Origin of the sequence: Rhizobium sp. 268 (assembly GCF_036571585.1) — a bacterium.
Lineage (GTDB): Bacteria > Pseudomonadota > Alphaproteobacteria > Rhizobiales > Rhizobiaceae > Rhizobium > Rhizobium redzepovicii.
In genome coordinates, this window is record NZ_JAPPSO010000027.1 from 1 (window position 1) to 19,309 (window position 19,309).

A 19,309-nucleotide genomic window follows, 5' to 3' on the forward strand; every position below is an offset into this window, starting at 1 on the left:
CGCTTCGCGATCCGTGAAGGCGGCCGCACCGTCGGCGCCGGTATCGTCGCTTCGATCGTCGAGTAATTAGCGGCTGGGCCACCAGGCCCAAGGAAAGGATAGGGACGCCGATCTCGGTGTCCCTCTCGATCTTTGAAACCGGTGGCCCGCTAACGTAACTGAAGGTAAGTCGTGTCCCTGAATGGTGACACGCGGATAACAGACACAAGGATAAAGTCGAATGAACGGCCAGAATATCCGCATCCGCCTGAAGGCGTTCGATCACCGGATTCTCGATGCCTCCACGCGCGAGATCGTATCGACGGCTAAGCGCACCGGTGCAAGCGTCCGGGGCCCCGTTCCGCTTCCGACCCGCATCGAGAAGTTTACGGTCAACCGGTCCCCGCACATCGACAAGAAGAGCCGTGAACAGTTCGAGATGCGCACGCACAAGCGCCTTCTCGATATCGTTGACCCGACCCCGCAGACGGTAGACGCGCTGATGAAGCTCGATCTCGCCGCCGGTGTCGATGTTGAGATCAAGCTCTGAGACCTCGGGTCTTCGGGCTGAGTGAGAAGGATTGAACCGATGCGTTCAGGTGTGATTGCACAGAAGGTGGGAATGACCCGCGTCTATAACGACGCCGGTGAGCATGTCCCGGTAACGGTACTGCGTATGGACGGCTGCCAGGTCGTCGCCACGCGCACTGTCGAAAAGAATGGCTATACCGCAGTTCAGCTCGGTGCCGGCCAGGCGAAGGTGAAGAACACCTCCAAGGCGATGCGCGGCAACTTTGCCGTTGCCAACGTCGAGCCGAAGGCCAAGGTTGCTGAATTCCGCGTGTCGGAAGACCAGCTGCTTGAGATCGGCACGGAGATCAAGGCGGGTCACTTCGCAGCCGGTCAGCTCGTCGATGTGACGGGCACGACGATCGGTAAGGGTTTTGCCGGCGCCATGAAGCGCCATGGTTTCGGCGGTCTTCGCGCCACGCACGGTGTGTCGGTTTCGCACCGCTCGCACGGTTCGACCGGCTCGCGCCAGGATCCGGGCAAGGTTTTCAAGAACAAGAAGATGGCTGGTCACATGGGCCAGACGCGCGTCACGACGCAGAACCTGGAAGTGGTTTCGACCGACGAAGATCGTGGTCTGATCCTGATCAAGGGTGCTGTTCCCGGTTCCAAGGGTGCCTGGATCATCGTGCGCGACGCCGTCAAGTCGGCCGCGAAGTAAGGGAGCCAGATCAATGGAATTCAACGTCAAAACCCTCGAGGGAAAAGACGCCGGGAAGGTTTCCCTTTCGGACGCGATTTTCGGCCTCGAGCCCCGCGAAGACATTCTCGCCCGCGTCATCCGCTGGCAGCTTGCCAAGAAGCAGCAGGGCACCCACAAGGCAAAGGGCCGCGCTGAAGTTTCGCGCACCGGCGCCAAGATGTACAAGCAGAAGGGTACGGGCCGCGCTCGTCACCATTCGGCTCGCGCTCCGCAGTTCCGCGGCGGCGGCAAGGCTCACGGCCCAGTTGTCCGCAGCCACGAGCATGACCTTCCCAAGAAGGTTCGTGCACTCGGCCTGCGCCTCGCTCTTTCGGCCAAGATAAAGGCCGATGACGTCATCGTCATCGACAACCTGGTTGCCGCTGAAGCCAAGACCAAGGCTCTCGCGTCCGTATTCGAGACGCTCGGCCTGACCAACGCCCTCTTCATCGGCGGCGCAGAACTTGACGGCAACTTCAAGCTCGCAGCTCAGAACATCCCGAACATCGATGTTCTGCCGATCCAGGGCATCAACGTTTATGACATCGTGCGCCGCGGCAAGCTCGTGCTTTCCAAGGCTGCGGTTGAAGCGCTAGAGGAGCGATTCAAGTGACCGATCTTCGCCACTACGATGTGATCGTCTCTCCGGCGATCACCGAAAAGTCCACGCTGGTATCCGAAAACAACCAGGTTGTTTTCAATGTCGCCAAGCAGGCGACGAAACCGGAAATCAAGGCTGCTGTCGAGGCGCTGTTCGGCGTCAAGGTTACGGCCGTCAACACTCTGCTGCGCAAGGGCAAGACCAAGCGGTTCCGCGGTTTCGTCGGCAAGCAGAAGGACGTGAAGAAGGCTGTTGTGACCCTGGCTGAAGGCCAGACGATCGACGTCTCCACCGGTCTCTGAGGTATAAGAAAATGGCATTGAAAACATTCAATCCGATCACCCCGAGCCAGCGCCAGCTGGTCATCGTCGACCGTTCGGCCCTCTACAAGGGCAAGCCGGTCAAGGCGCTGACGGAAGGCCTGACCAAGAGCGGCGGTCGTAACAACCTCGGTCGCATCACCGCCCGCTTCATCGGCGGCGGTCACAAGCGTACCTATCGCCTGATCGACTTCAAGCGTCGCAAGTTCGACGTCGAAGGCACGGTCGAGCGTATCGAATACGATCCGAACCGCACGGCTTTCATCGCGTTGGTCAACTATGCTGACGGCGAGAAGGCTTACATCCTCGCTCCTCAGCGTCTCGCTGCCGGTGACAAGGTCATCGCTTCCGAGAAGGCTGTCGACGTCAAGCCTGGCAATACCATGCCGCTGCAGTTCATCCCGGTCGGTTCCATCATCCACAACGTGGAAATGAAGCCGGGCAAGGGCGGTCAGATCGCTCGCTCCGCCGGTGGCTACGCACAGCTCGTCGGCCGTGACCAGGGCATGGCGATCCTTCGCCTGAACTCGGGTGAACAGCGTCTCGTGCATGGCTCCTGCCTCGCTTCGATCGGCGCCGTCTCCAACCCTGACCACGCCAACATCAACGACGGCAAGGCCGGTCGTACCGTTTGGCGCGGCAAGCGTCCGCATAACCGCGGTGTCGTCATGAACCCGGTCGACCATCCGCACGGCGGTGGTGAAGGCCGCACCTCCGGTGGTCGCCATCCGGTGACACCATGGGGCAAGCCGACCAAGGGCAAGCGCACCCGGTCGAACAAGTCGACCGACAAGATGATCATGCGCTCGCGTCATCAGCGTAAGAAGTAAGAGAGGAAGTCTCCAATGGCTCGTTCAGTATGGAAAGGTCCGTTCGTTGACGGCTATCTTCTCAAGAAGGCTGAGAAGGTTCGTGAAGGCGGACGTGCAGAAGTGATCAAGATCTGGAGCCGTCGCTCCACGATCCTGCCGCAGTTCGTCGGTCTTACCTTCGGCGTCTACAACGGCAGCAAGCATATCCCGGTCAGCGTCAATGAAGACATGGTCGGCCACAAATTCGGTGAATTCTCTCCGACCCGCACCTACTACGGTCACGGCGCGGACAAGAAGGCGAAGAGGAAGTAACAATGGGCAAGGCAAAAGCCGAACGCCGGCTGAAGGACAACGAGGCGCAAGCAGTCGCCCGCACGCTCCGCGTCAGCCCCCAGAAGCTCAATCTGGTTGCTGCGGCCATCCGTGGCAAGAAGGTCGAGCGCGCACTCGCTGAGCTGGAGTTCTCCCGCAAGCGTATCGCAGGTGCCGTCAAGAAGACGCTCGAATCTGCGATCGCCAACGCTGAGAACAACCACGATCTCGACGTCGACGCTCTCGTCGTCGCCGAGGCCTATGTCGGCAAGTCGATCGTCATGAAGCGTTTCCACGCTCGTGGTCGCGGTCGCGCGTCGCGCATCGAAAAGCCTTTCGCGCACCTGACGATCGTCGTTCGTGAAGTGCAGGCAGTTGAGGAGGCCGCATAATGGGTCAGAAAATCAATCCAATCGGTTTCCGTCTTGGCATCAACCGTACCTGGGATAGCCGCTGGTTCGCGGACAATGCCGAGTACGGCCAGCTGCTGCACGAAGACCTGAAGATGCGCAAGTTCGTCATGAGCGAACTGAAGCAGGCCGGGATCTCCAAGGTGGTCATCGAGCGTCCGCACAAGAAGTGCCGCGTCACGATCCACTCGGCACGTCCGGGCCTGATCATCGGCCGCAAGGGCGCCGACATCGACAAGCTCCGCAAGAAGCTGTCGGATATGACCAACTCAGAAACGCACCTCAACATCGTCGAAGTGCGCAAGCCCGAAGTCGACGCAACGCTGGTCGCTCAGTCGATCGCCCAGCAGCTCGAGCGCCGCGTGGCTTTCCGCCGCGCCATGAAGCGCGCCGTTCAGTCCGCGATGCGTCTTGGCGCCGAAGGCATCAAGATCACCTGCGCCGGCCGTCTCGGCGGCGCTGAAATCGCCCGTACGGAATGGTACCGCGAAGGTCGTGTGCCGCTGCACACGCTGCGCGCCGACATCGACTACGGCACGGCTGAAGCAGAAACCGCGTTCGGCATCTGCGGCATCAAGGTCTGGATCTTCAAGGGCGAAATCCTTGAGCACGATCCGATGGCTTCCGAGCGCCGTGCGATGGAAGGTGACGCCCAGGGTCCGGCAAGCCGTGATCGTGACCGCGACAGAGACCGTCGCCGCGACAACGCTTGATAGCGCGCGTGGCAGAGAAGTTCGGAGAATAAGAAAATGTTGCAGCCAAAGCGTACCAAGTACCGCAAGCAGTTCAAGGGCCGCATCAAGGGCGTCGCCAAGGGCGGTTCTGACCTGGCATTCGGCGAATTCGGCCTGAAGGCTCAGGAACCCAACCGCGTCAACGCGCGCGAGATCGAAGCGGCCCGCCGCGCGATCACGCGTTACATGAAGCGCGCCGGCCGTGTGTGGATCCGCGTGTTCCCGGACGTTCCGGTAACCGCAAAGCCGACCGAAGTCCGCATGGGTAAGGGTAAGGGCTCCGTTGAATACTGGGCATGCAAGGTCAAGCCCGGCCGTATGATGTTCGAGATCGATGGTGTCAGCGAAGAAATCGCCCGTGAGGCGCTTCGTCTCGGCTCTGCCAAGCTCTCGGTCAAGACGCGCTTCGTTCAGCGCATTGCAGAGTAAGGGATTGAGCTCATGAAAGCCTCAGATGTTCGCGGCTTCACCGCCGACCAACTCAAGGACGAGCTTGCCAAGCTGAAGAAGGAGCAGTTCAACCTGCGCTTCCAGAAGGCGACCGGCCAGCTCGAAAAGTCCTCGCGCATCAATGAAGTCCGCAAGGACATCGCCCGCGTGAAAACCATTGCCCGCCAGAAGGCGGCAGAAGTTAAGGCCTAAAGGAAGAAAAATATGCCGAAGCGCATCCTGCAGGGCGTCGTCGTTGGCGACAAGAACGAGAAGACGGTAGTGGTTCGCGTCGAGCGTCGTTTCGCTCACCCGCTGCTCCAGAAGACCGTTCGTCGTTCCAAGAAGTACAAGGCCCACGACGAAAACAACCAGTACAAGATTGGCGATACCGTATCCATCGAGGAATGCGCGCCGATCTCCAAGGACAAGCGCTGGACGGTAATTTCCGCCCAGGGCCAGTAAACAGAATTTTGTGCGAGGCCTTGCGTCTCGCCGAAATATCTGTATGAAGCAGCGTCAGAACGCTCGAATGCCGGGCGTTCTTTTGCTTTGAGCGCACGGAAGGTCCTTCGGGAAACCACCCTGGCACGATCGATCCCGCGCTATTCAGCATTGCCGCGTCTGTGCTGCCGTTACGGCAGTTCGGCCGGCGAAAATTTTCATAAGCCGGAGTAGGGGGCTAGCCCAACCATTCCGGTAAACCAAGAAGGCGACCTGATATGATTCAGATGCAAACAAACCTCGACGTCGCGGATAATTCCGGCGCACGTCGTGTCATGTGCATCAAGGTGCTGGGCGGCTCGAAGCGCAAGTATGCCTCGATCGGCGACGTCATCGTCGTTTCGATCAAGGAAGCGATCCCGCGCGGCCGCGTGAAGAAGGGTGACGTGATGAAGGCGGTTGTCGTTCGCACCGCCAAGGACATCCGTCGTCCGGATGGCTCCGTCATCCGTTTCGACACCAACGCAGCAGTCCTCATCGACAACAAGAAAGAGCCGATCGGCACCCGTATCTTCGGACCGGTTCCGCGCGAACTTCGCGCCAAGAACCACATGAAGATCATCTCGCTGGCTCCCGAAGTACTGTAAGGAGCAAAGCGATGCAGAAGATTCGTAAGGGCGACAAGGTCGTCATGCTCGCTGGCAAGGACAAGGGCCGTACCGGCGAAGTTGTCCAGGTCATGCCGAAGGAAGATCGTGCCGTTGTTCGTGGCGTCAACGTCGTCAAGCGCCACCAGCGCCAGACGCAGACCCAGGAAGCCGGCATCATCAACAAGGAAGCCTCCGTTCACCTGTCGAACGTTGCAATCGTCGACAAGGACGGCAAGCCGACCCGCGTCGGTTTCAAGGTTGTTGACGGCAAAAAGGTCCGTGTGGCCAAGCGTTCTGGAGAAGTGATCGATGGCTGAGGCAAAATACGAGCCGCGGCTCAAGAAGGAATATGTCGAGCGCATCCGCAAGGCGATGCAGGAGCAGTTCTCCTACGCCAACGAGATGATGATCCCGAAGCTCGACAAGATCGTGATCAACATGGGTGTCGGCGAAGCGACCGCTGACTCGAAGAAGCCGACGGTAGCTGCCGCCGACCTCGCAGCGATCGCCGGCCAGAAGCCGGTCATCACCCGCGCCCGCAACTCCATCGCAGGCTTCAAGGTCCGCGAACAGATGCCGATCGGCGCGAAGGTCACCCTGCGCGGCGCCCGCATGTACGAGTTCCTGGATCGCCTGGTCAACATCGCGCTTCCGCGCGTTCGCGACTTCCGCGGCCTGAACCCGAAAAGCTTTGACGGCCGTGGCAACTTCGCCATGGGCATCAAGGAGCACATTGTGTTCCCTGAGATCAACTACGACAAGGTTGATCAGATGTGGGGCATGGACATCATCGTTTGCACGACGGCGACGACCGACGACGAAGCACGGGCTCTTCTGAAAGAGTTCAGCTTCCCGTTCCGTCAATAACCGTAACGACGAGCGTAGAAAAGGAACCTGACATGGCGAAGACAAGCGCAGTTGAAAAGAACAAGCGCCGCCGTACTACGGTCGCCAACCAGGCCGCTAAGCGGGCTGCGTTGAAGGCGATCATCATGAACCAGGCTCTTCCGATCGAAGAGCGGTTCAAGGCCTCGATCAAGCTGGCATCCCTGCCGCGTGATGGATCGAAGACCCGTATTCGCAACCGTTGCGAAGTTTCGGGGCGTCCGCGCGCATATTACCGCAAACTGCGCATGTCGCGTATTGCGCTGCGTGAACTGGGCAATCTCGGCAAGGTGCCGGGCATCGTCAAGTCGAGCTGGTAAGGAGCAGGTTACATGACAATGACTGATCCGTTGGGCGATATGCTCACCCGTATCCGTAACGGCGCTTCCCGCCGCAAGTCGTCGGTTTCGACGCCTGCGTCCAAGCTCCGTGCACGTGTTCTCGATGTCTTGCAGTCCGAAGGCTACATCCGTGGCTATTCCGTTGTCGATTTCGGCAATGGCAAGTCGGAACTCAGCATCGAGCTGAAATATTATGAAGGCGCATCGGTGATCCGTGAGATCGGCCGTGTGTCCAAGCCGGGCCGCCGGGTTTATGTCTCGGTCAAGTCCATTCCGCAGGTCGCGAACGGCCTCGGCATCACCATCCTTTCGACTCCGAAGGGTGTGATGGCCGATCACCAGGCTCGCGAACAGAACGTTGGCGGCGAGGTTCTTTGCTCGGTCTTCTAAGATCGGGCAGAGATCTCCATAGCGAACAGACAGGATTGAAACATGTCTCGTATCGGTAAAAAGCCCGTTCAGGTGCCTGCTGGGATCACGGCTACGGTCGATGGCCAGAAGGTCACTGCAAAGGGCCCGAAGGGCGAGCTGTTTTTCGTTGCTAACGACGAAATCAGCCTCAAGCTCGAAAACAACGCGGTCGTCGTGACGCCCGTGAACCAGACCAAGGATGCACGTTCGAAGTGGGGCATGTCCCGCACGATGATCGAAGGCATCTTCAAGGGCGTCAAGGACGGCTTCGAGCGCAAGCTCGAAATCAACGGCGTCGGTTACCGCGCCTCCCTGCAGGGCAAGAACCTGCAGCTGGCCCTCGGCTTCAGCCACGACGTGATCTATGAGCCGCCGGTCGGCATCACGATCGCCGTTCCGAAGCCGACTGAAATTGTTGTCTCCGGCATCAATAAGCAGCAGGTCGGTCAGGTCGCCGCCGAAATCCGCGAATATCGCGGTCCCGAGCCCTACAAGGGCAAGGGCGTCAAGTACGCTGACGAGCGGATCGTCCGCAAAGAAGGCAAGAAGAAGTAAGGATCACGCGAAATGGCTAGCAGGAAAGAAGCACTTGCACGTCGTGCCAACCGCGTGCGCCGTCATCTCAAGTCGGTGGCCAACGGCCGTCCGCGCCTGTCGGTTCATCGCTCCTCGAAGAACATCTACGCTCAGGTTATCGACGATGTTGCCGGCAAGACACTTGCCGCTGCATCGACCCTCGACAAGGATCTGCGCGGTTCTCTGAAGACCGGTGCTGACACAGCAGCAGCTGCCCTCGTCGGCAAGCTCGTTGCAGAGCGCGCTTCGAAGGCGGGTGTCACCGAGGTCGTATTCGACCGTGGCGCCTTCATCTATCACGGCCGCATCAAGGCTCTCGCCGATGCAGCCCGCGAAGGCGGTCTCACCTTCTGATCAGTTTCCGGCCGGACGCTTTGGCGCCGGCCGGATTTTCGCCGGACCGCAGGCACTCTCCGGAAGGGGAGGCTGATGCGGTCCACATGTATTTGCCGATTGCACCCGGAAAAGAAAAAGGAAGAGGACAATGGCACAGGAAAGAAGGCCGCAGCGGGAAGACCGCCAGAGCCGTGAAGAGCGCGATAGCGAATTCGTCGACAAGCTTGTCGCGATCAACCGCGTCGCCAAGGTCGTCAAGGGCGGCCGTCGTTTCGGTTTCGCAGCACTCGTCGTCGTCGGCGACCAGAAGGGCCGCGTCGGCTTCGGCCATGGCAAGGCACGCGAAGTGCCGGAAGCCATCCGCAAGGCAACCGAAGCCGCCAAGCGCGAACTGATCTTCGTACCGCTGCGTGACGGCCGTACGCTGCATCACGACGTTCACGGCCGCCACGGCGCCGGCAAGGTTCTGCTGCGCTCGGCCAAGGTCGGTACCGGCATCATCGCCGGCGGTCCGATGCGCGCCGTTTTCGAAACGCTCGGCATGCACGACGTCGTCGCCAAGTCGACTGGTTCGTCGAACCCCTACAACATGGTTCGCGCCACCTTCGACGCTCTGAAGCACCAGGTTCACCCGAAGGACATCGCAGCTCAGCGCGGCATCAAGTATGCAACGCTGCAGGCTCGTCGTAGCGCCTCCGGCAACGCCTCTGAAGAATAAGAGGAGTTTGACAGATGGCCAAGGCTACTAAGAAGGCTGAAGCGAAGACTGTCACGATCGAACAGATCGGCAGCCCGATTCGCCGTCCGGATGTTCAGCAGCGCACGCTGATCGGTCTCGGACTGAACAAGATGCACCGTCGCCGCACGCTGGAGGATACTCCTTCGGTTCGTGGCATGATCCGTGCTGTCCAGCATCTCGTTCGCGTCGTCGACGAGAAGTGAGACGGAGGAAACGCTCATGAAACTCAATGAAATTAAAGACAACGAAGGTTCGACCCACAGCCGCAAGCGCCTCGGCCGCGGTATCGGCTCGGGCTCCGGCAAGACCGGTGGTCGCGGTGTGAAGGGTCAGAAGTCCCGTTCGGGCGTCGCCATCAACGGCTTCGAAGGCGGCCAGATGCCGATCTATCGTCGCCTGCCGAAGCGCGGCTTCAACAACATTTTCGCTTCCGATTTTGTTGTTGTGTCGCTGGCTCGCATCCAGGCGGCGATCGACGCCGGCAAGCTCGATGCCAAGGCGACCGTTGACGCAGCTGCCCTCAAGGCCGCCGGCGTCATCCGCCGCACCAAGGACGGCGTTCGCGTTCTCGCTGACGGCGAGCTGAAGGCCAAGATCACCATCGTCGTTGCCGGCGCCTCCAAGCCTGCCGTCGAGAAGATCGAAAAGGCCGGCGGCACCGTGACGCTGCTTTCGGCTCCGGCTGCAGCCGAATAATAATCTGATGATATATCGCCCGGGGTGCTTCACACCGGGCGATTTTGCTCCCATATGTGGGCCTCACAAAATGTTGGCTGGCGCGCCCGCGTCATGCCGGTAAGACTGAAACAAGGGTGAGGCATGGGGTTGCGCTGCAATCCGTACTGAACCCGGTTTTGAATAATTTTCATACTGATTCCGGGGCCGGCCTATCCCCCAGAGACGCCGGAATTGGTAGCGCGGAGAAACGCATGGCTTCTGCAGCGGAACAATTGGCATCCAACCTCAATTTTTCGACCTTTGCCAAAGCCGAGGATTTGAAGAAGCGCCTGTGGTTCACACTGGCAGCTCTCCTCGTTTACAGGCTCGGTACCCATATTCCGCTTCCAGGCCTCAACCCCGAAGCCTATGCCCAGGCTTTCCGCGGCCAGGCAGGTGGCATTCTCGGCCTTTTCAACATGTTTTCGGGCGGCGCCGTTCAGCGCATGGCGATCTTCGCGCTCGGCATCATGCCCTATATCTCCGCTTCGATCATAGTGCAGCTGATGACATCGGTCGTGCCGGCGCTCGAAAACCTCAAGAAAGAGGGCGAGCAGGGCCGTAAGATCATCAACCAGTATACCCGCTATGGCACGGTCATCCTCGGTGCGCTCCAGGCCTACGGCATTGCCGCCGGTCTCGAGAGCGGCCAGGGCCTCGTCGTCGATCCGGGCTTGTTCTTCCGTGTTTCCACCGTTCTGACGCTGCTCGGCGGCACGATGTTCCTGATGTGGCTCGGCGAGCAGATCACCTCGCGCGGTATCGGCAACGGCATCTCGCTGATCATCTTCGCCGGCATCGCCGCCGGTCTTCCGACAGCTCTTGCCGGCACGCTCGAGCTCGGCCGCACGGGTGCGCTGTCGACCTTCCTCATTCTGTTGGTGATCATCGTCGCGATCGGCGTCATCGGGGTCATCGTCTTCGTCGAGCGCGCGCAGCGCCGGCTGTTGATCCAGTATCCGAAGCGCCAGGTCGGCAACCGGATGTTCCAGGGCGATACCTCTCATCTGCCGCTGAAGCTCAACACCTCGGGCGTCATCCCGGCGATCTTCGCCTCGTCGCTGCTGCTGCTGCCGGCAACGCTTGCAGGCTTTGCCAACACCACGGCGATGCCCTCCTGGGCAACATCGATCGTCGCGGCCCTCGGCCATGGCCAGCCGCTCTACATGGTGCTCTATGCGGCGCTGATCGCCTTCTTCGCCTTCTTCTATACGGCCATCGTCTTCAATCCGAAGGACACGGCCGACAATCTGAAGAAGCATGGCGGCTTCATTCCCGGCATCCGCCCGGGCGAGCGCACCGCCGAATATATCGACTACGTGCTGACCCGAATCACGGTGATCGGCGCAATCTATCTCGTCTTCGTCTGCATCCTTCCGGAGATCTTGGTGTCGCAAACCGGCATTCCATTATCCCTTGGTGGGACTTCGCTTTTGATCGTGGTTAGCGTAACTCTTGATACGGTTGCACAGATCCAGGGTCACCTGATCGCGCAGCAATACGAAGGCCTGATCAAGAAATCGAAGTTGCGTGGAGGAAAGAGGGGGCGATGAGACTTATCCTTTTAGGGCCGCCGGGCGCGGGTAAGGGAACCCAGGCCCAGCGGATCGTGGAAAAGCACGGCATTCCGCAGCTTTCCACGGGGGACATGCTGCGCGCAGCGGTCAATGCCGGCACGGATGTCGGCAAGCGCGCCAAGGCGGTGATGGATGCCGGCAAACTTGTCTCGGATGAGATCGTTATCGCCATCGTCTCCGAGCGAATCGATCAACCCGATTGCGCCAACGGCTTCATTCTCGACGGTTTCCCGAGGACGCTCGTCCAGGCGGATGCCACCGAAGCGATGCTGAGGGCAAAGGGTCTGGGTCTGTCCGTCGTCATCGAATTCCGTGTCGACGATGACGAACTGGTCCGCCGTGTCGCCGGCCGCTACTCCTGCGCCCAATGCGGCAGCGTCTATCACGATACCGACAAGGTTCCGGCCGCCGAAGGCGTGTGCGACAAGTGCGGTTCCACGCACTTCAAGCGCCGTCCCGACGACAACCCGGAGACCATGACGGCTCGGCTGCAGGTCTATTACAAGGAAACCTCGCCGCTGATCGGCTATTACCATGCCAAGGGCAAACTCAGGTCCGTGGACGGCATGGCGGAAATCGATCAGGTGACGGCCGAGGTCGAAAACATTCTTTCTAAGCTTTAAGGCTTTGAAAATAAACTTGGCGGAACGGTTGCTTTTCAGCAGTGATTCCGCTAAACACCGCGCCAACTCGCGACATTCCATGCGATCGGCGCGGATTTCCCAGGGAAGTCCGGGTGCGGTCGTTTTGACATGTTACGGACGTAAATCTGAACGAGCGGTTCCAAAGGCCGCATAACGAAGCCCACTTGCCGGATGGCAACTGGAATGCAAGGAGAACAGGCGTGGCACGTATCGCTGGCGTCAACATCCCGACTGCGAAGCGCGTTGTTATCGCGTTGACCTACATTCACGGGATCGGTCCGAAATTCGCACAGGAAATCGTCGAGAAGGTCGGTATCCCGGCTGAACGTCGTGTGCATCAGCTGACGGACGCCGAAGTCCTTCAGATCCGCGAAGCCATCGACCGCGACTATCAGGTCGAAGGTGATCTTCGTCGCGATACCGCGATGAACATCAAGCGCCTGATGGACCTCGGCTGCTACCGCGGCCTGCGTCATCGCCGCGGCCTTCCGGTCCGCGGTCAGCGCACGCATACCAATGCCCGCACCCGCAAGGGCCCGGCAAAGGCAATCGCTGGCAAGAAGAAGTAATTTCCGGGAAACCGGGGTGGGGAGGCTGGCGGTCTGCGCCGGCCTCTTTTGAGTTTGGAGCGGGACCATATAGGCGCCGTTCCGGTGTAGCCGCTGGCATTACGGCGGTGAAGAGATCAACGAAAGGAATACCATGGCTAAGGAAGCCGTCCGCGTTCGCCGTCGTGAACGCAAGAACATCTCGTCGGGTGTCGCTCACGTCAACTCGACCTTCAACAACACGATGATCACCATCACCGATGCCCAGGGCAACGCGATCGCTTGGTCGTCGGCTGGCGCCAAGGGTTTCAAGGGCTCGCGCAAGTCGACCCCGTTCGCTGCCCAGATTGCTGCTGAAGACTGCGCCAAGAAGGCTCAGGAGCACGGCATGAAGTCGCTGGAAGTCGAAGTCTGCGGTCCGGGTTCGGGTCGTGAATCGGCTCTGCGCGCGCTCCAGGCTGCAGGTTTCATGATCACGTCCATCCGCGACGTGACCCCGATCCCGCACAATGGCTGCCGTCCGCGCAAGAAGCGCCGCGTCTGATCATCGCTCTCGTCACTGGTGAGCGCCTTGGCGCTCCCGGTGGTTTTCAAGCTCGGTTGCCACGATTGGATGGTGGCAACGAACGGAAGGCAAACTCATGATTCAGAAGAACTGGCAGGAACTGATCAAGCCGAACAAGGTGGAGTTCTCCTCAAGCTCGCGCACCAGGGCGACGCTTGTTGCCGAACCGCTGGAGCGCGGCTTCGGCCTCACCCTCGGCAATGCGCTTCGCCGCGTTCTGCTCTCCTCGCTGCGCGGCGCTGCCGTTACGGCGGTGCAGATCGATGGCGTGCTGCATGAATTCTCCTCGATTCCGGGCGTCCGCGAAGACGTGACGGACATCGTGCTCAACATCAAGGAAATCGCCATCAAGATGGATGGCGACGACGCAAAGCGCATGGTCGTGCGCAAGCAGGGCCCGGGCGTTGTCACGGCTGGCGACATCCAGACGGTCGGCGATATCGAAATCCTCAACCCCGAGCATGTCATCTGCACGCTCGACGAGGGCGCCGAAATCCGCATGGAGTTCACCGTCAACAACGGCAAGGGCTACGTTCCGGCTGAGCGCAATCGTGCGGAAGATGCTCCGATCGGTCTCATCCCGGTCGACAGCCTCTATTCGCCGGTCAAGAAGGTGTCCTACAAGGTAGAAAATACCCGCGAAGGACAGGTTCTCGACTACGACAAGCTGAACATGACCATCGAAACCGATGGCTCGATCACCGGCGAAGACGCCGTCGCTTTTGCGGCGCGCATTCTCCAGGATCAGCTTGGCGTCTTCGTCAACTTCGACGAGCCGCAGAAGGAAACCGAAGAGGAAGCAGTCACCGAACTCGCTTTCAACCCGGCTCTCCTGAAGAAGGTGGACGAACTCGAACTGTCGGTCCGTTCGGCAAACTGCCTGAAGAACGACAACATCGTCTACATCGGCGACCTCATTCAGAAGACCGAAGCAGAAATGCTCCGCACACCGAATTTTGGTCGCAAGTCGCTGAACGAAATCAAGGAAGTTCTCGCTTCCATGGGCCTGCACCTCGGCATGGAAGTGCCGGCATGGCCGCCCGAGAACATCGAAGATCTCGCCAAGCGTTACGAAGACCAATATTGAGAAAACAAAAGGCAGGCTCTTTCGGCTGCCTTTCCCCGTCAAACAGCAGGCCGATCGCCTGCATGTGCCAGGAAACGGCAGGCCCACGTAACGTAAGGGCACCTGCATTAAAGGAGAATAGCAATGCGCCATGGTAAAGCCGGCCGCAAGCTGAATAGAACTGCAAGCCACCGCAAGGCGATGTTCGCCAACATGGCGGCTTCGCTGATTACCCACGAGCAGATCGTCACGACTCTGCCGAAGGCCAAGGAAATCCGTCCGATCGTCGAGAAGCTCGTCACGCTCGGCAAGCGCGGCGACCTGCATGCTCGCCGTCAGGCGATCTCGCAGATCCGCGATGCCGCTGTCGTCTCGAAGCTGTTCGACACGATCGCAACGCGTTACGCCACCCGCAATGGCGGCTATCTGCGTATCATGAAGGCCGGCTTCCGCCAGGGCGACAATGCCGCCATGGCAGTTGTCGAATTCGTTGACCGCGACACCTTCGCCAAGGGCGCAGCCGACAAGGCCCGCGTCGCTGCCGAAGAGCAGGCCGTCGCCGCTTAATCTTCCGCTCCGTCGGAAACAAAACAGCCGGGCTCGCAAAGCCCGGCTGTTTTTGTTTGTTCAGAGCAGCGGGCCGGACCTTCGCTCTGTGACGACGGCTAAGCCTGACAATGCGGTATCTGCATAAAAGCTGTTGGAATGGCCGGGATTGTGAGGGACAGCTGAATTGCAGGAAATCATTCAAACCCGCTCCCGCGTGCAGTTCCGTCGTCTCGCCACTCTACTTCTCGTCATCTTCCTCGGACTGGCGCTCAGGCGCTTCGGCTACGCGATCGAGCTGCCCTTCATCGTCGTCAAATATGGCGGTCGGCGCTCTGGGGGGCGATGGTCTATCTGCTCATGGCGCTCTTGGTCGCACGGTCACGACCGGCAATCATTGCCGTCATGGCGCTGTTCCTGGCGATCGCAGTGGAGTTGTTCCGTCTCTATCATACGCCTTGGCTCGACGCATTTCGCCTGACGACCGCAGGCGCACTGCTGCTCGGCCACGTCTTTTCGCTCTGGAACATTCTGGCCTATGCGATCGGTATCGCCGTGGCCTGCGCCTGCGATTCCGTCCATCGGGCGGCAGTTGATTCCCGCCGATAGCTCTACGGTCTCATGAAGCCGACGCCATGGCGCGATTGCGCGTCCGTCCCTGGCCCTTTTTCCGGTTGCGGGCGATCGGCCGCCAGGAGCGGTAGAGGATGAGGGCGATGATCAGCCCGACATAGATATATTGCTCGAAATCGAGGATCTTGGTCGAGAGCGCGAAATGCAGCGCTCCGCAGGCGGCGATGATCGTGACGAGGCGGTGCAGCCAGATCCAGCTCTTGCCGAGGCGGCGGATCGAGAAGTTGTTGGATGTCACCGCCAGCGGTATAAGCATCGCAAGTCCGGCCATGCCGAACATGATGAAAGGCCGCTTCAGCACGTCGTTGACGACGGCGTGGATATCCATCGCTTGGTCGAGCACCATGTAGACGGTGAAATGCATCAGCGCGTAATAGAAGGTCAGCAAGCCCAGCGCGCGGCGGTAACGCAGATAGTTCCAGCCGAGGAGTTCGCGGGCCGGGGAGACGGCAAGTGTTGCGATCAGGAAGCGGATCGTCCAGATGCCGAGAAACAGCTCGAAGGTCTTGACCGGATCGGCGCCGAGCTGATCGGTCGCGCCGAGATAGAATGTCCAGGCCGCAGGCACCAGCCCCACGACATAAAGCAGCCAGACGGAAGCGGGCTGCCAGCGCTTCGGGATGGCGAGCGACAATTCCGCCATCAGAAATTCGCCTTCAGATCCATGCCTGCATAGAGGCCCGCCACCTCGTCGGCATAACCGTTGAAGGGCAGGGTGGGGTGACGGCTCGCGCCGAAGAAGCCGCTTTCGCCGATGCGCCGTTCGCTCGCCTGGCTCCAGCGCGGATGGTCGACCGAAGGATTGACGTTGGCGTAGAAGCCGTATTCCTGCGGATTGGTCACCTGCCAGGTGTTCTTCGGCTGCTGGTCGGTGAGCGTGATCCTGACGATCGACTTGATGCCCTTGAAGCCGTATTTCCACGGCACGACGAGGCGGATCGGCGCGCCGTTCTGGTTCGGCAGTGTTTCGCCATAAAGCCCGACGGCAAGCAGCGTCAGCGGATGGCGCGCCTCGTCGAGCCGCAGACCTTCGACATAGGGCCAGTCGAGCGACTGGAAGAAGCCCTTCTGCCCCGGCATTTCCTCCGGCCGCACCACGGTTTCGAAGGCGACATATTTGGCGCTGCCGAGCGGCTCCACCTTGTCGAGCAGCGATGCCAGCGGAAAGCCATCCCAGGGAATGACCATCGACCAGGCCTCGACGCAGCGCATGCGGTAGGTGCGCTCCTCGATCGGGAATTCCTTGATCAGCGCCTCGAGGTCGAAGGTGCCAGGTTTGTTGACCATGCCGTCGACCTTGATCGTCCAGGGCAGCGGTTTGAAATCGCCGGAATTCGCCGCAGGATCGCCCTTGTCGAGGCCGAACTCATAGAAATTGTTGTAGGTCGTGACGTCCTTGATCGGCGTCGGCTTCTCGTCGACCTTGTATTTGCTCTCGACGGCGGAAAGGGCCGCCGCACTCGCTGTGCCGGCGCCGTAGAGCGCCATGGCGCCGAGTGCTGCAGCACCGAGGAATTCTCGGCGGCGCAGATAGAGCTGGTGCGGCGTGATCTCCGACGACGCGATCTTCGGTGGGCGATAGCTAGGCATGTCGAAAACCTCCAAGGCGGATTTCCTCAATATAGTTCTTAAACGAACCGCCCGCATATTCGGATTAGTGTCTAAGCCTTGAATATTGCTGACGGGAAGCCAATTTTTTGTGTTCGGCTGTGATGAAATAGGCTGTAACCGAGCGCCGCGCCGAACCGTATATGCCCAATGGCGCTCGAGGCGCTTCTCCAGGCAGCGTACCGGATTTGGCCTTGCCGGTAGTGACAGCCCCCGCCGATTGGATTAGGACAATTCCAAACAGCAGCGTTGCCCGGCCGCAGGCTCAATGCCGCCCCGCTTCGCCTGATGATCTCCGACACGTCGAGGAAGATACCGATGCCAGCCTACCGTTCCAGAACCACGACCCACGGCCGCAACATGGCAGGCGCGCGCGGCCTTTGGCGCGCCACGGGCATGAAGGATTCGGATTTCGGCAAGCCGATTATCGCGGTGGTGAATTCTTTCACCCAGTTCGTGCCCGGCCACGTGCACCTGAAGGATCTCGGCCAGCTCGTTGCCCGCGAAATCGAGGCGGCCGGCGGCGTTGCCAAGGAGTTCAACACGATCGCCGTCGACGACGGCATCGCCATGGGCCATGACGGCATGCTCTATTCGCTGCCCTCGCGCGAACTCATCGCCGACAGTGTCGAATACATGGTCAATGCCCATTGCGCCGACGCTATGGTCTGCATCTCCAATTGCGACAAGATCACCCCCGGCATGCTGATGGCGTCGCTGCGCCTCAACATACCCACAGTCTTCGTCTCGGGCGGCCCGATGGAAGCGGGCAAGGTCGTGCTGCACGGCAAGACGCATGCGCTCGACCTCGTCGATGCCATGGTCGCAGCAGCCGATGAAAAAATCAGCGACGAGGAAGTTCAGACCATCGAGCGCTCGGCCTGTCCGACCTGCGGCTCCTGCTCCGGCATGTTTACCGCCAATTCGATGAACTGCCTGACCGAGGCGCTCGGCCTGTCGCTGCCCGGCAACGGCTCGACGCTTGCAACCCACGCCGACCGCAAGCGCCTCTTCGTCGAGGCCGGCCATCTGATCGTCGATCTCGCCCGCCGTTACTACGAGCAGGACGATATCAAGGCGCTGCCGCGCACCATCGCCTCCAAGCAGGCCTTCGAGAATGCCATGGCGCTCGATATCGCCATGGGCGGCTCGACCAATACGGTCCTGCACATCCTCGCCGCCGCCCATGAAGGCGAAATCGATTTCACCATGGCCGATATCGACGCACTCTCGCGCCGGGTGCCCTGCCTGTCGAAGGTCGCACCCGCCAAGAGCGATGTTCATATGGAAGACGTGCACCGCGCCGGCGGCATCATGTCGATCCTCGGAGAGCTCGATAAGGGAGGTCTCTTGAACCGCAATTGCCCGACAGTGCATGCCGAAACGCTGGGCGATGCAATCGACCGCTGGGATATTACCCGCACCACCAGCGAAACCGTCCGCAACTTCTATCGTGCCGCACCCGGCGGCATCCCGACCCAGGTCGCCTTCAGCCAGGAGGCCCGTTGGGACGAACTCGACACCGACCGCCAGAACGGCGTCATCCGCTCGGTCGAACATCCTTTCTCTAGGGATGGCGGCCTTGCCGTGCTCAAGGGCAATCTCGCGGTCGACGGGTGCATCGTCAAGACGGCCGGCGTCGATGAATCGATCCTGAAATTTTCCGGCCCGGCCCGTGTCTTCGAAAGCCAGGATGCCTCCGTCAAGGCGATCCTCGCCAATGAGGTGAAGGCCGGCGACGTCGTCGTCATTCGCTACGAAGGCCCGAAGGGCGGCCCCGGCATGCAGGAAATGCTCTATCCGACGAGCTATCTGAAATCGAAGGGCCTCGGCAAGGCCTGCGCGCTGATCACTGACGGCCGCTTCTCCGGCGGTACCTCCGGCCTCTCGATCGGCCACGCCTCGCCGGAAGCGGCAAATGGCGGTACGATCGGCCTGGTGCGCGAAGGCGACATGATCGACATCGACATCCCGAACCGCACGATCAGCCTGCGCGTCGACGAGGCCGAACTTGCCGCCCGCCGCGCCGATCAGGACGCCAAGGGCTGGCATCCCACAGAAGTGCGCAAGCGCAACGTCACGACGGCGCTGAAGGCTTACGCCGCCTTCGCGACGAGCGCCGATCGCGGCGCCGTGCGGGATCTGAACGCTCGCTAACGCGCGTCAATCGATAG

At 60.3% G+C, this 19,309-nt stretch carries 30 protein-coding genes and 2 pseudogenes; 30 read left to right on the plus strand and 2 right to left on the minus strand.

Going from position 1 to position 19,309, the window contains the following annotated elements; all coding sequences use genetic code 11:
* The 29 genes and pseudogenes from OS035_RS30960 to OS035_RS31100 all read left to right on the plus strand — a co-directional run.
* Positions 1-66 (plus strand): annotated as a pseudogene (locus OS035_RS30960) (elongation factor Tu); the annotation flags it as partial.
* A 154-nt stretch (positions 67-220) separates the two neighbouring features.
* On the plus strand, positions 221-529 hold the full coding sequence (rpsJ, locus tag OS035_RS30965; protein WP_003547547.1) for a 30S ribosomal protein S10: 309 nt from the start codon (positions 221-223) through the stop codon (positions 527-529).
* Positions 530-568: 39 nt separating this feature from the next.
* Positions 569-1,210: a 50S ribosomal protein L3 gene (gene rplC, locus OS035_RS30970; RefSeq protein ID WP_003587198.1), complete on the plus strand. Its 642-nt coding sequence runs from the start codon at positions 569-571 to the stop codon at positions 1,208-1,210.
* A 13-nt stretch (positions 1,211-1,223) separates the two neighbouring features.
* A complete protein-coding gene (gene rplD / locus OS035_RS30975; RefSeq protein ID WP_003587197.1) occupies positions 1,224-1,844 on the plus strand; it encodes a 50S ribosomal protein L4 in 621 nt (206 codons plus the stop codon).
* A complete protein-coding gene (locus OS035_RS30980; protein ID WP_003547550.1) occupies positions 1,841-2,134 on the plus strand; it encodes a 50S ribosomal protein L23 in 294 nt (97 codons plus the stop codon). Before rplD ends, OS035_RS30980 begins: the two co-directional genes overlap by 4 nt.
* Before the next feature lie 11 nt (positions 2,135-2,145).
* Entirely contained in the window at positions 2,146-2,982 is an 837-nt protein-coding gene (gene rplB / locus OS035_RS30985; RefSeq protein ID WP_003547551.1) for a 50S ribosomal protein L2, read from the plus strand.
* Between the two features lie 15 nt (positions 2,983-2,997).
* On the plus strand, positions 2,998-3,276 hold the full coding sequence (gene rpsS, locus OS035_RS30990) for a 30S ribosomal protein S19 (protein WP_003573797.1): 279 nt from the start codon (positions 2,998-3,000) through the stop codon (positions 3,274-3,276).
* Positions 3,277-3,278: 2 nt separating this feature from the next.
* Complete coding sequence (gene rplV, locus OS035_RS30995; RefSeq protein ID WP_003573794.1) at positions 3,279-3,668, plus strand: 50S ribosomal protein L22; 390 nt, start codon at positions 3,279-3,281, stop codon at positions 3,666-3,668.
* Positions 3,668-4,399: a 30S ribosomal protein S3 gene (gene rpsC, locus OS035_RS31000; RefSeq protein WP_003587196.1), complete on the plus strand. Its 732-nt coding sequence runs from the start codon at positions 3,668-3,670 to the stop codon at positions 4,397-4,399. Before rplV ends, rpsC begins: the two co-directional genes overlap by 1 nt.
* 36 nt (positions 4,400-4,435) lie before the next feature.
* On the plus strand, positions 4,436-4,849 hold the full coding sequence (rplP, locus tag OS035_RS31005; protein ID WP_003573792.1) for a 50S ribosomal protein L16: 414 nt from the start codon (positions 4,436-4,438) through the stop codon (positions 4,847-4,849).
* Between the two features lie 12 nt (positions 4,850-4,861).
* Positions 4,862-5,062: a 50S ribosomal protein L29 gene (gene rpmC, locus OS035_RS31010; RefSeq protein ID WP_003547556.1), complete on the plus strand. Its 201-nt coding sequence runs from the start codon at positions 4,862-4,864 to the stop codon at positions 5,060-5,062.
* Positions 5,063-5,074: 12 nt separating this feature from the next.
* The gene (rpsQ, locus tag OS035_RS31015) at positions 5,075-5,314 is read left to right on the plus strand and encodes a 30S ribosomal protein S17 (RefSeq protein ID WP_003573791.1); all 240 of its coding nucleotides are present in this window, start codon (positions 5,075-5,077) and stop codon (positions 5,312-5,314) included.
* 257 nt (positions 5,315-5,571) lie between these two features.
* Entirely contained in the window at positions 5,572-5,940 is a 369-nt protein-coding gene (gene rplN, locus OS035_RS31020) for a 50S ribosomal protein L14 (protein WP_003573790.1), read from the plus strand.
* 11 nt (positions 5,941-5,951) lie between these two features.
* The gene (gene rplX, locus OS035_RS31025) at positions 5,952-6,260 is read left to right on the plus strand and encodes a 50S ribosomal protein L24 (RefSeq protein WP_003587195.1); all 309 of its coding nucleotides are present in this window, start codon (positions 5,952-5,954) and stop codon (positions 6,258-6,260) included.
* The gene (gene rplE, locus OS035_RS31030) at positions 6,253-6,810 is read left to right on the plus strand and encodes a 50S ribosomal protein L5 (RefSeq protein ID WP_003573788.1); all 558 of its coding nucleotides are present in this window, start codon (positions 6,253-6,255) and stop codon (positions 6,808-6,810) included. The genes rplX and rplE overlap by 8 nt, the downstream gene beginning before the upstream one ends.
* Before the next feature lie 32 nt (positions 6,811-6,842).
* Positions 6,843-7,148, plus strand: a complete 306-nt coding sequence (rpsN, locus tag OS035_RS31035) for a 30S ribosomal protein S14 (protein WP_003573787.1) — start codon at positions 6,843-6,845, stop codon at positions 7,146-7,148.
* Positions 7,149-7,160: 12 nt separating this feature from the next.
* Positions 7,161-7,559, plus strand: coding sequence for a 30S ribosomal protein S8 (rpsH, locus tag OS035_RS31040; RefSeq protein ID WP_003547562.1), 399 nt, complete (start codon positions 7,161-7,163; stop codon positions 7,557-7,559).
* 42 nt (positions 7,560-7,601) lie between these two features.
* Positions 7,602-8,135 (plus strand): 50S ribosomal protein L6, encoded by a 534-nt coding sequence (rplF, locus tag OS035_RS31045; protein WP_003578670.1) that lies wholly within the window; start codon positions 7,602-7,604, stop codon positions 8,133-8,135.
* 12 nt (positions 8,136-8,147) lie between these two features.
* The gene (gene rplR, locus OS035_RS31050) at positions 8,148-8,510 is read left to right on the plus strand and encodes a 50S ribosomal protein L18 (RefSeq protein WP_003573785.1); all 363 of its coding nucleotides are present in this window, start codon (positions 8,148-8,150) and stop codon (positions 8,508-8,510) included.
* Positions 8,511-8,640: 130 nt separating this feature from the next.
* Positions 8,641-9,210, plus strand: a complete 570-nt coding sequence (rpsE, locus tag OS035_RS31055) for a 30S ribosomal protein S5 (protein WP_003573784.1) — start codon at positions 8,641-8,643, stop codon at positions 9,208-9,210.
* Positions 9,211-9,224: 14 nt separating this feature from the next.
* Positions 9,225-9,434 (plus strand): 50S ribosomal protein L30, encoded by a 210-nt coding sequence (rpmD, locus tag OS035_RS31060; protein WP_003547566.1) that lies wholly within the window; start codon positions 9,225-9,227, stop codon positions 9,432-9,434.
* A gap of 16 nt (positions 9,435-9,450) precedes the next feature.
* A complete protein-coding gene (gene rplO / locus OS035_RS31065; RefSeq protein WP_012557366.1) occupies positions 9,451-9,927 on the plus strand; it encodes a 50S ribosomal protein L15 in 477 nt (158 codons plus the stop codon).
* Positions 9,928-10,160: 233 nt separating this feature from the next.
* Positions 10,161-11,501 carry a preprotein translocase subunit SecY gene (secY, locus tag OS035_RS31070; protein WP_012557367.1) on the plus strand — a complete coding sequence of 447 codons (1,341 nt, stop codon included), beginning with the start codon at positions 10,161-10,163 and terminating at the stop codon, positions 11,499-11,501.
* Positions 11,498-12,148, plus strand: a complete 651-nt coding sequence (locus tag OS035_RS31075) for an adenylate kinase (protein WP_003587191.1) — start codon at positions 11,498-11,500, stop codon at positions 12,146-12,148. Before secY ends, OS035_RS31075 begins: the two co-directional genes overlap by 4 nt.
* A gap of 221 nt (positions 12,149-12,369) precedes the next feature.
* A complete protein-coding gene (rpsM, locus tag OS035_RS31080) occupies positions 12,370-12,738 on the plus strand; it encodes a 30S ribosomal protein S13 (RefSeq protein ID WP_003573772.1) in 369 nt (122 codons plus the stop codon).
* A 133-nt stretch (positions 12,739-12,871) separates the two neighbouring features.
* Positions 12,872-13,261 carry a 30S ribosomal protein S11 gene (gene rpsK / locus OS035_RS31085; RefSeq protein ID WP_003547577.1) on the plus strand — a complete coding sequence of 130 codons (390 nt, stop codon included), beginning with the start codon at positions 12,872-12,874 and terminating at the stop codon, positions 13,259-13,261.
* Between the two features lie 97 nt (positions 13,262-13,358).
* Positions 13,359-14,369, plus strand: coding sequence for a DNA-directed RNA polymerase subunit alpha (locus OS035_RS31090; RefSeq protein WP_003547579.1), 1,011 nt, complete (start codon positions 13,359-13,361; stop codon positions 14,367-14,369).
* Between the two features lie 123 nt (positions 14,370-14,492).
* Entirely contained in the window at positions 14,493-14,915 is a 423-nt protein-coding gene (gene rplQ, locus OS035_RS31095) for a 50S ribosomal protein L17 (RefSeq protein ID WP_003573769.1), read from the plus strand.
* A 166-nt stretch (positions 14,916-15,081) separates the two neighbouring features.
* A pseudogene (locus OS035_RS31100) lies at positions 15,082-15,503 on the plus strand (ribosomal maturation YjgA family protein).
* Between the two features lie 10 nt (positions 15,504-15,513).
* On the opposite strand, the gene msrQ reads toward OS035_RS31100, so the two are convergent.
* Positions 15,514-16,170: a protein-methionine-sulfoxide reductase heme-binding subunit MsrQ gene (gene msrQ, locus OS035_RS31105; RefSeq protein WP_183782418.1), complete on the minus strand. Its 657-nt coding sequence runs from the start codon at positions 16,168-16,170 to the stop codon at positions 15,514-15,516.
* Positions 16,170-17,117 (minus strand): protein-methionine-sulfoxide reductase catalytic subunit MsrP, encoded by a 948-nt coding sequence (gene msrP, locus OS035_RS31110; RefSeq protein WP_097629959.1) that lies wholly within the window; start codon positions 17,115-17,117, stop codon positions 16,170-16,172. The genes msrQ and msrP overlap by 1 nt, the downstream gene beginning before the upstream one ends.
* A 336-nt stretch (positions 17,118-17,453) precedes the next feature.
* Between msrP and ilvD the strand changes: the two genes are divergently transcribed.
* A complete protein-coding gene (ilvD, locus tag OS035_RS31115) occupies positions 17,454-19,292 on the plus strand; it encodes a dihydroxy-acid dehydratase (RefSeq protein ID WP_183782415.1) in 1,839 nt (612 codons plus the stop codon).
* Positions 19,293-19,309 lie beyond the last annotated feature (17 nt).

Coding starts and splice junctions, on each gene's coding strand:
- rpsJ (WP_003547547.1), top strand. CDS start 221: ATGAACGGCCAGAATATCCGCATCCGCCTGAAGGCGTTCGATCACCGG.
- rplC (WP_003587198.1), top strand. CDS start 569: ATGCGTTCAGGTGTGATTGCACAGAAGGTGGGAATGACCCGCGTCTAT.
- rplD (WP_003587197.1), top strand. CDS start 1,224: ATGGAATTCAACGTCAAAACCCTCGAGGGAAAAGACGCCGGGAAGGTT.
- rplB (WP_003547551.1), top strand. CDS start 2,146: ATGGCATTGAAAACATTCAATCCGATCACCCCGAGCCAGCGCCAGCTG.
- rpsS (WP_003573797.1), top strand. CDS start 2,998: ATGGCTCGTTCAGTATGGAAAGGTCCGTTCGTTGACGGCTATCTTCTC.
- rplV (WP_003573794.1), top strand. CDS start 3,279: ATGGGCAAGGCAAAAGCCGAACGCCGGCTGAAGGACAACGAGGCGCAA.
- rpsC (WP_003587196.1), top strand. CDS start 3,668: ATGGGTCAGAAAATCAATCCAATCGGTTTCCGTCTTGGCATCAACCGT.
- rplP (WP_003573792.1), top strand. CDS start 4,436: ATGTTGCAGCCAAAGCGTACCAAGTACCGCAAGCAGTTCAAGGGCCGC.
- rpmC (WP_003547556.1), top strand. CDS start 4,862: ATGAAAGCCTCAGATGTTCGCGGCTTCACCGCCGACCAACTCAAGGAC.
- rpsQ (WP_003573791.1), top strand. CDS start 5,075: ATGCCGAAGCGCATCCTGCAGGGCGTCGTCGTTGGCGACAAGAACGAG.
- rplN (WP_003573790.1), top strand. CDS start 5,572: ATGATTCAGATGCAAACAAACCTCGACGTCGCGGATAATTCCGGCGCA.
- rplX (WP_003587195.1), top strand. CDS start 5,952: ATGCAGAAGATTCGTAAGGGCGACAAGGTCGTCATGCTCGCTGGCAAG.
- rplE (WP_003573788.1), top strand. CDS start 6,253: ATGGCTGAGGCAAAATACGAGCCGCGGCTCAAGAAGGAATATGTCGAG.
- rpsN (WP_003573787.1), top strand. CDS start 6,843: ATGGCGAAGACAAGCGCAGTTGAAAAGAACAAGCGCCGCCGTACTACG.
- rpsH (WP_003547562.1), top strand. CDS start 7,161: ATGACAATGACTGATCCGTTGGGCGATATGCTCACCCGTATCCGTAAC.
- rplF (WP_003578670.1), top strand. CDS start 7,602: ATGTCTCGTATCGGTAAAAAGCCCGTTCAGGTGCCTGCTGGGATCACG.
- rplR (WP_003573785.1), top strand. CDS start 8,148: ATGGCTAGCAGGAAAGAAGCACTTGCACGTCGTGCCAACCGCGTGCGC.
- rpsE (WP_003573784.1), top strand. CDS start 8,641: ATGGCACAGGAAAGAAGGCCGCAGCGGGAAGACCGCCAGAGCCGTGAA.
- rpmD (WP_003547566.1), top strand. CDS start 9,225: ATGGCCAAGGCTACTAAGAAGGCTGAAGCGAAGACTGTCACGATCGAA.
- rplO (WP_012557366.1), top strand. CDS start 9,451: ATGAAACTCAATGAAATTAAAGACAACGAAGGTTCGACCCACAGCCGC.
- secY (WP_012557367.1), top strand. CDS start 10,161: ATGGCTTCTGCAGCGGAACAATTGGCATCCAACCTCAATTTTTCGACC.
- OS035_RS31075 (WP_003587191.1), top strand. CDS start 11,498: ATGAGACTTATCCTTTTAGGGCCGCCGGGCGCGGGTAAGGGAACCCAG.
- rpsK (WP_003547577.1), top strand. CDS start 12,872: ATGGCTAAGGAAGCCGTCCGCGTTCGCCGTCGTGAACGCAAGAACATC.
- OS035_RS31090 (WP_003547579.1), top strand. CDS start 13,359: ATGATTCAGAAGAACTGGCAGGAACTGATCAAGCCGAACAAGGTGGAG.
- rplQ (WP_003573769.1), top strand. CDS start 14,493: ATGCGCCATGGTAAAGCCGGCCGCAAGCTGAATAGAACTGCAAGCCAC.
- msrQ (WP_183782418.1), bottom strand. CDS start 16,170: ATGGCGGAATTGTCGCTCGCCATCCCGAAGCGCTGGCAGCCCGCTTCC.
- msrP (WP_097629959.1), bottom strand. CDS start 17,117: ATGCCTAGCTATCGCCCACCGAAGATCGCGTCGTCGGAGATCACGCCG.
- ilvD (WP_183782415.1), top strand. CDS start 17,454: ATGCCAGCCTACCGTTCCAGAACCACGACCCACGGCCGCAACATGGCA.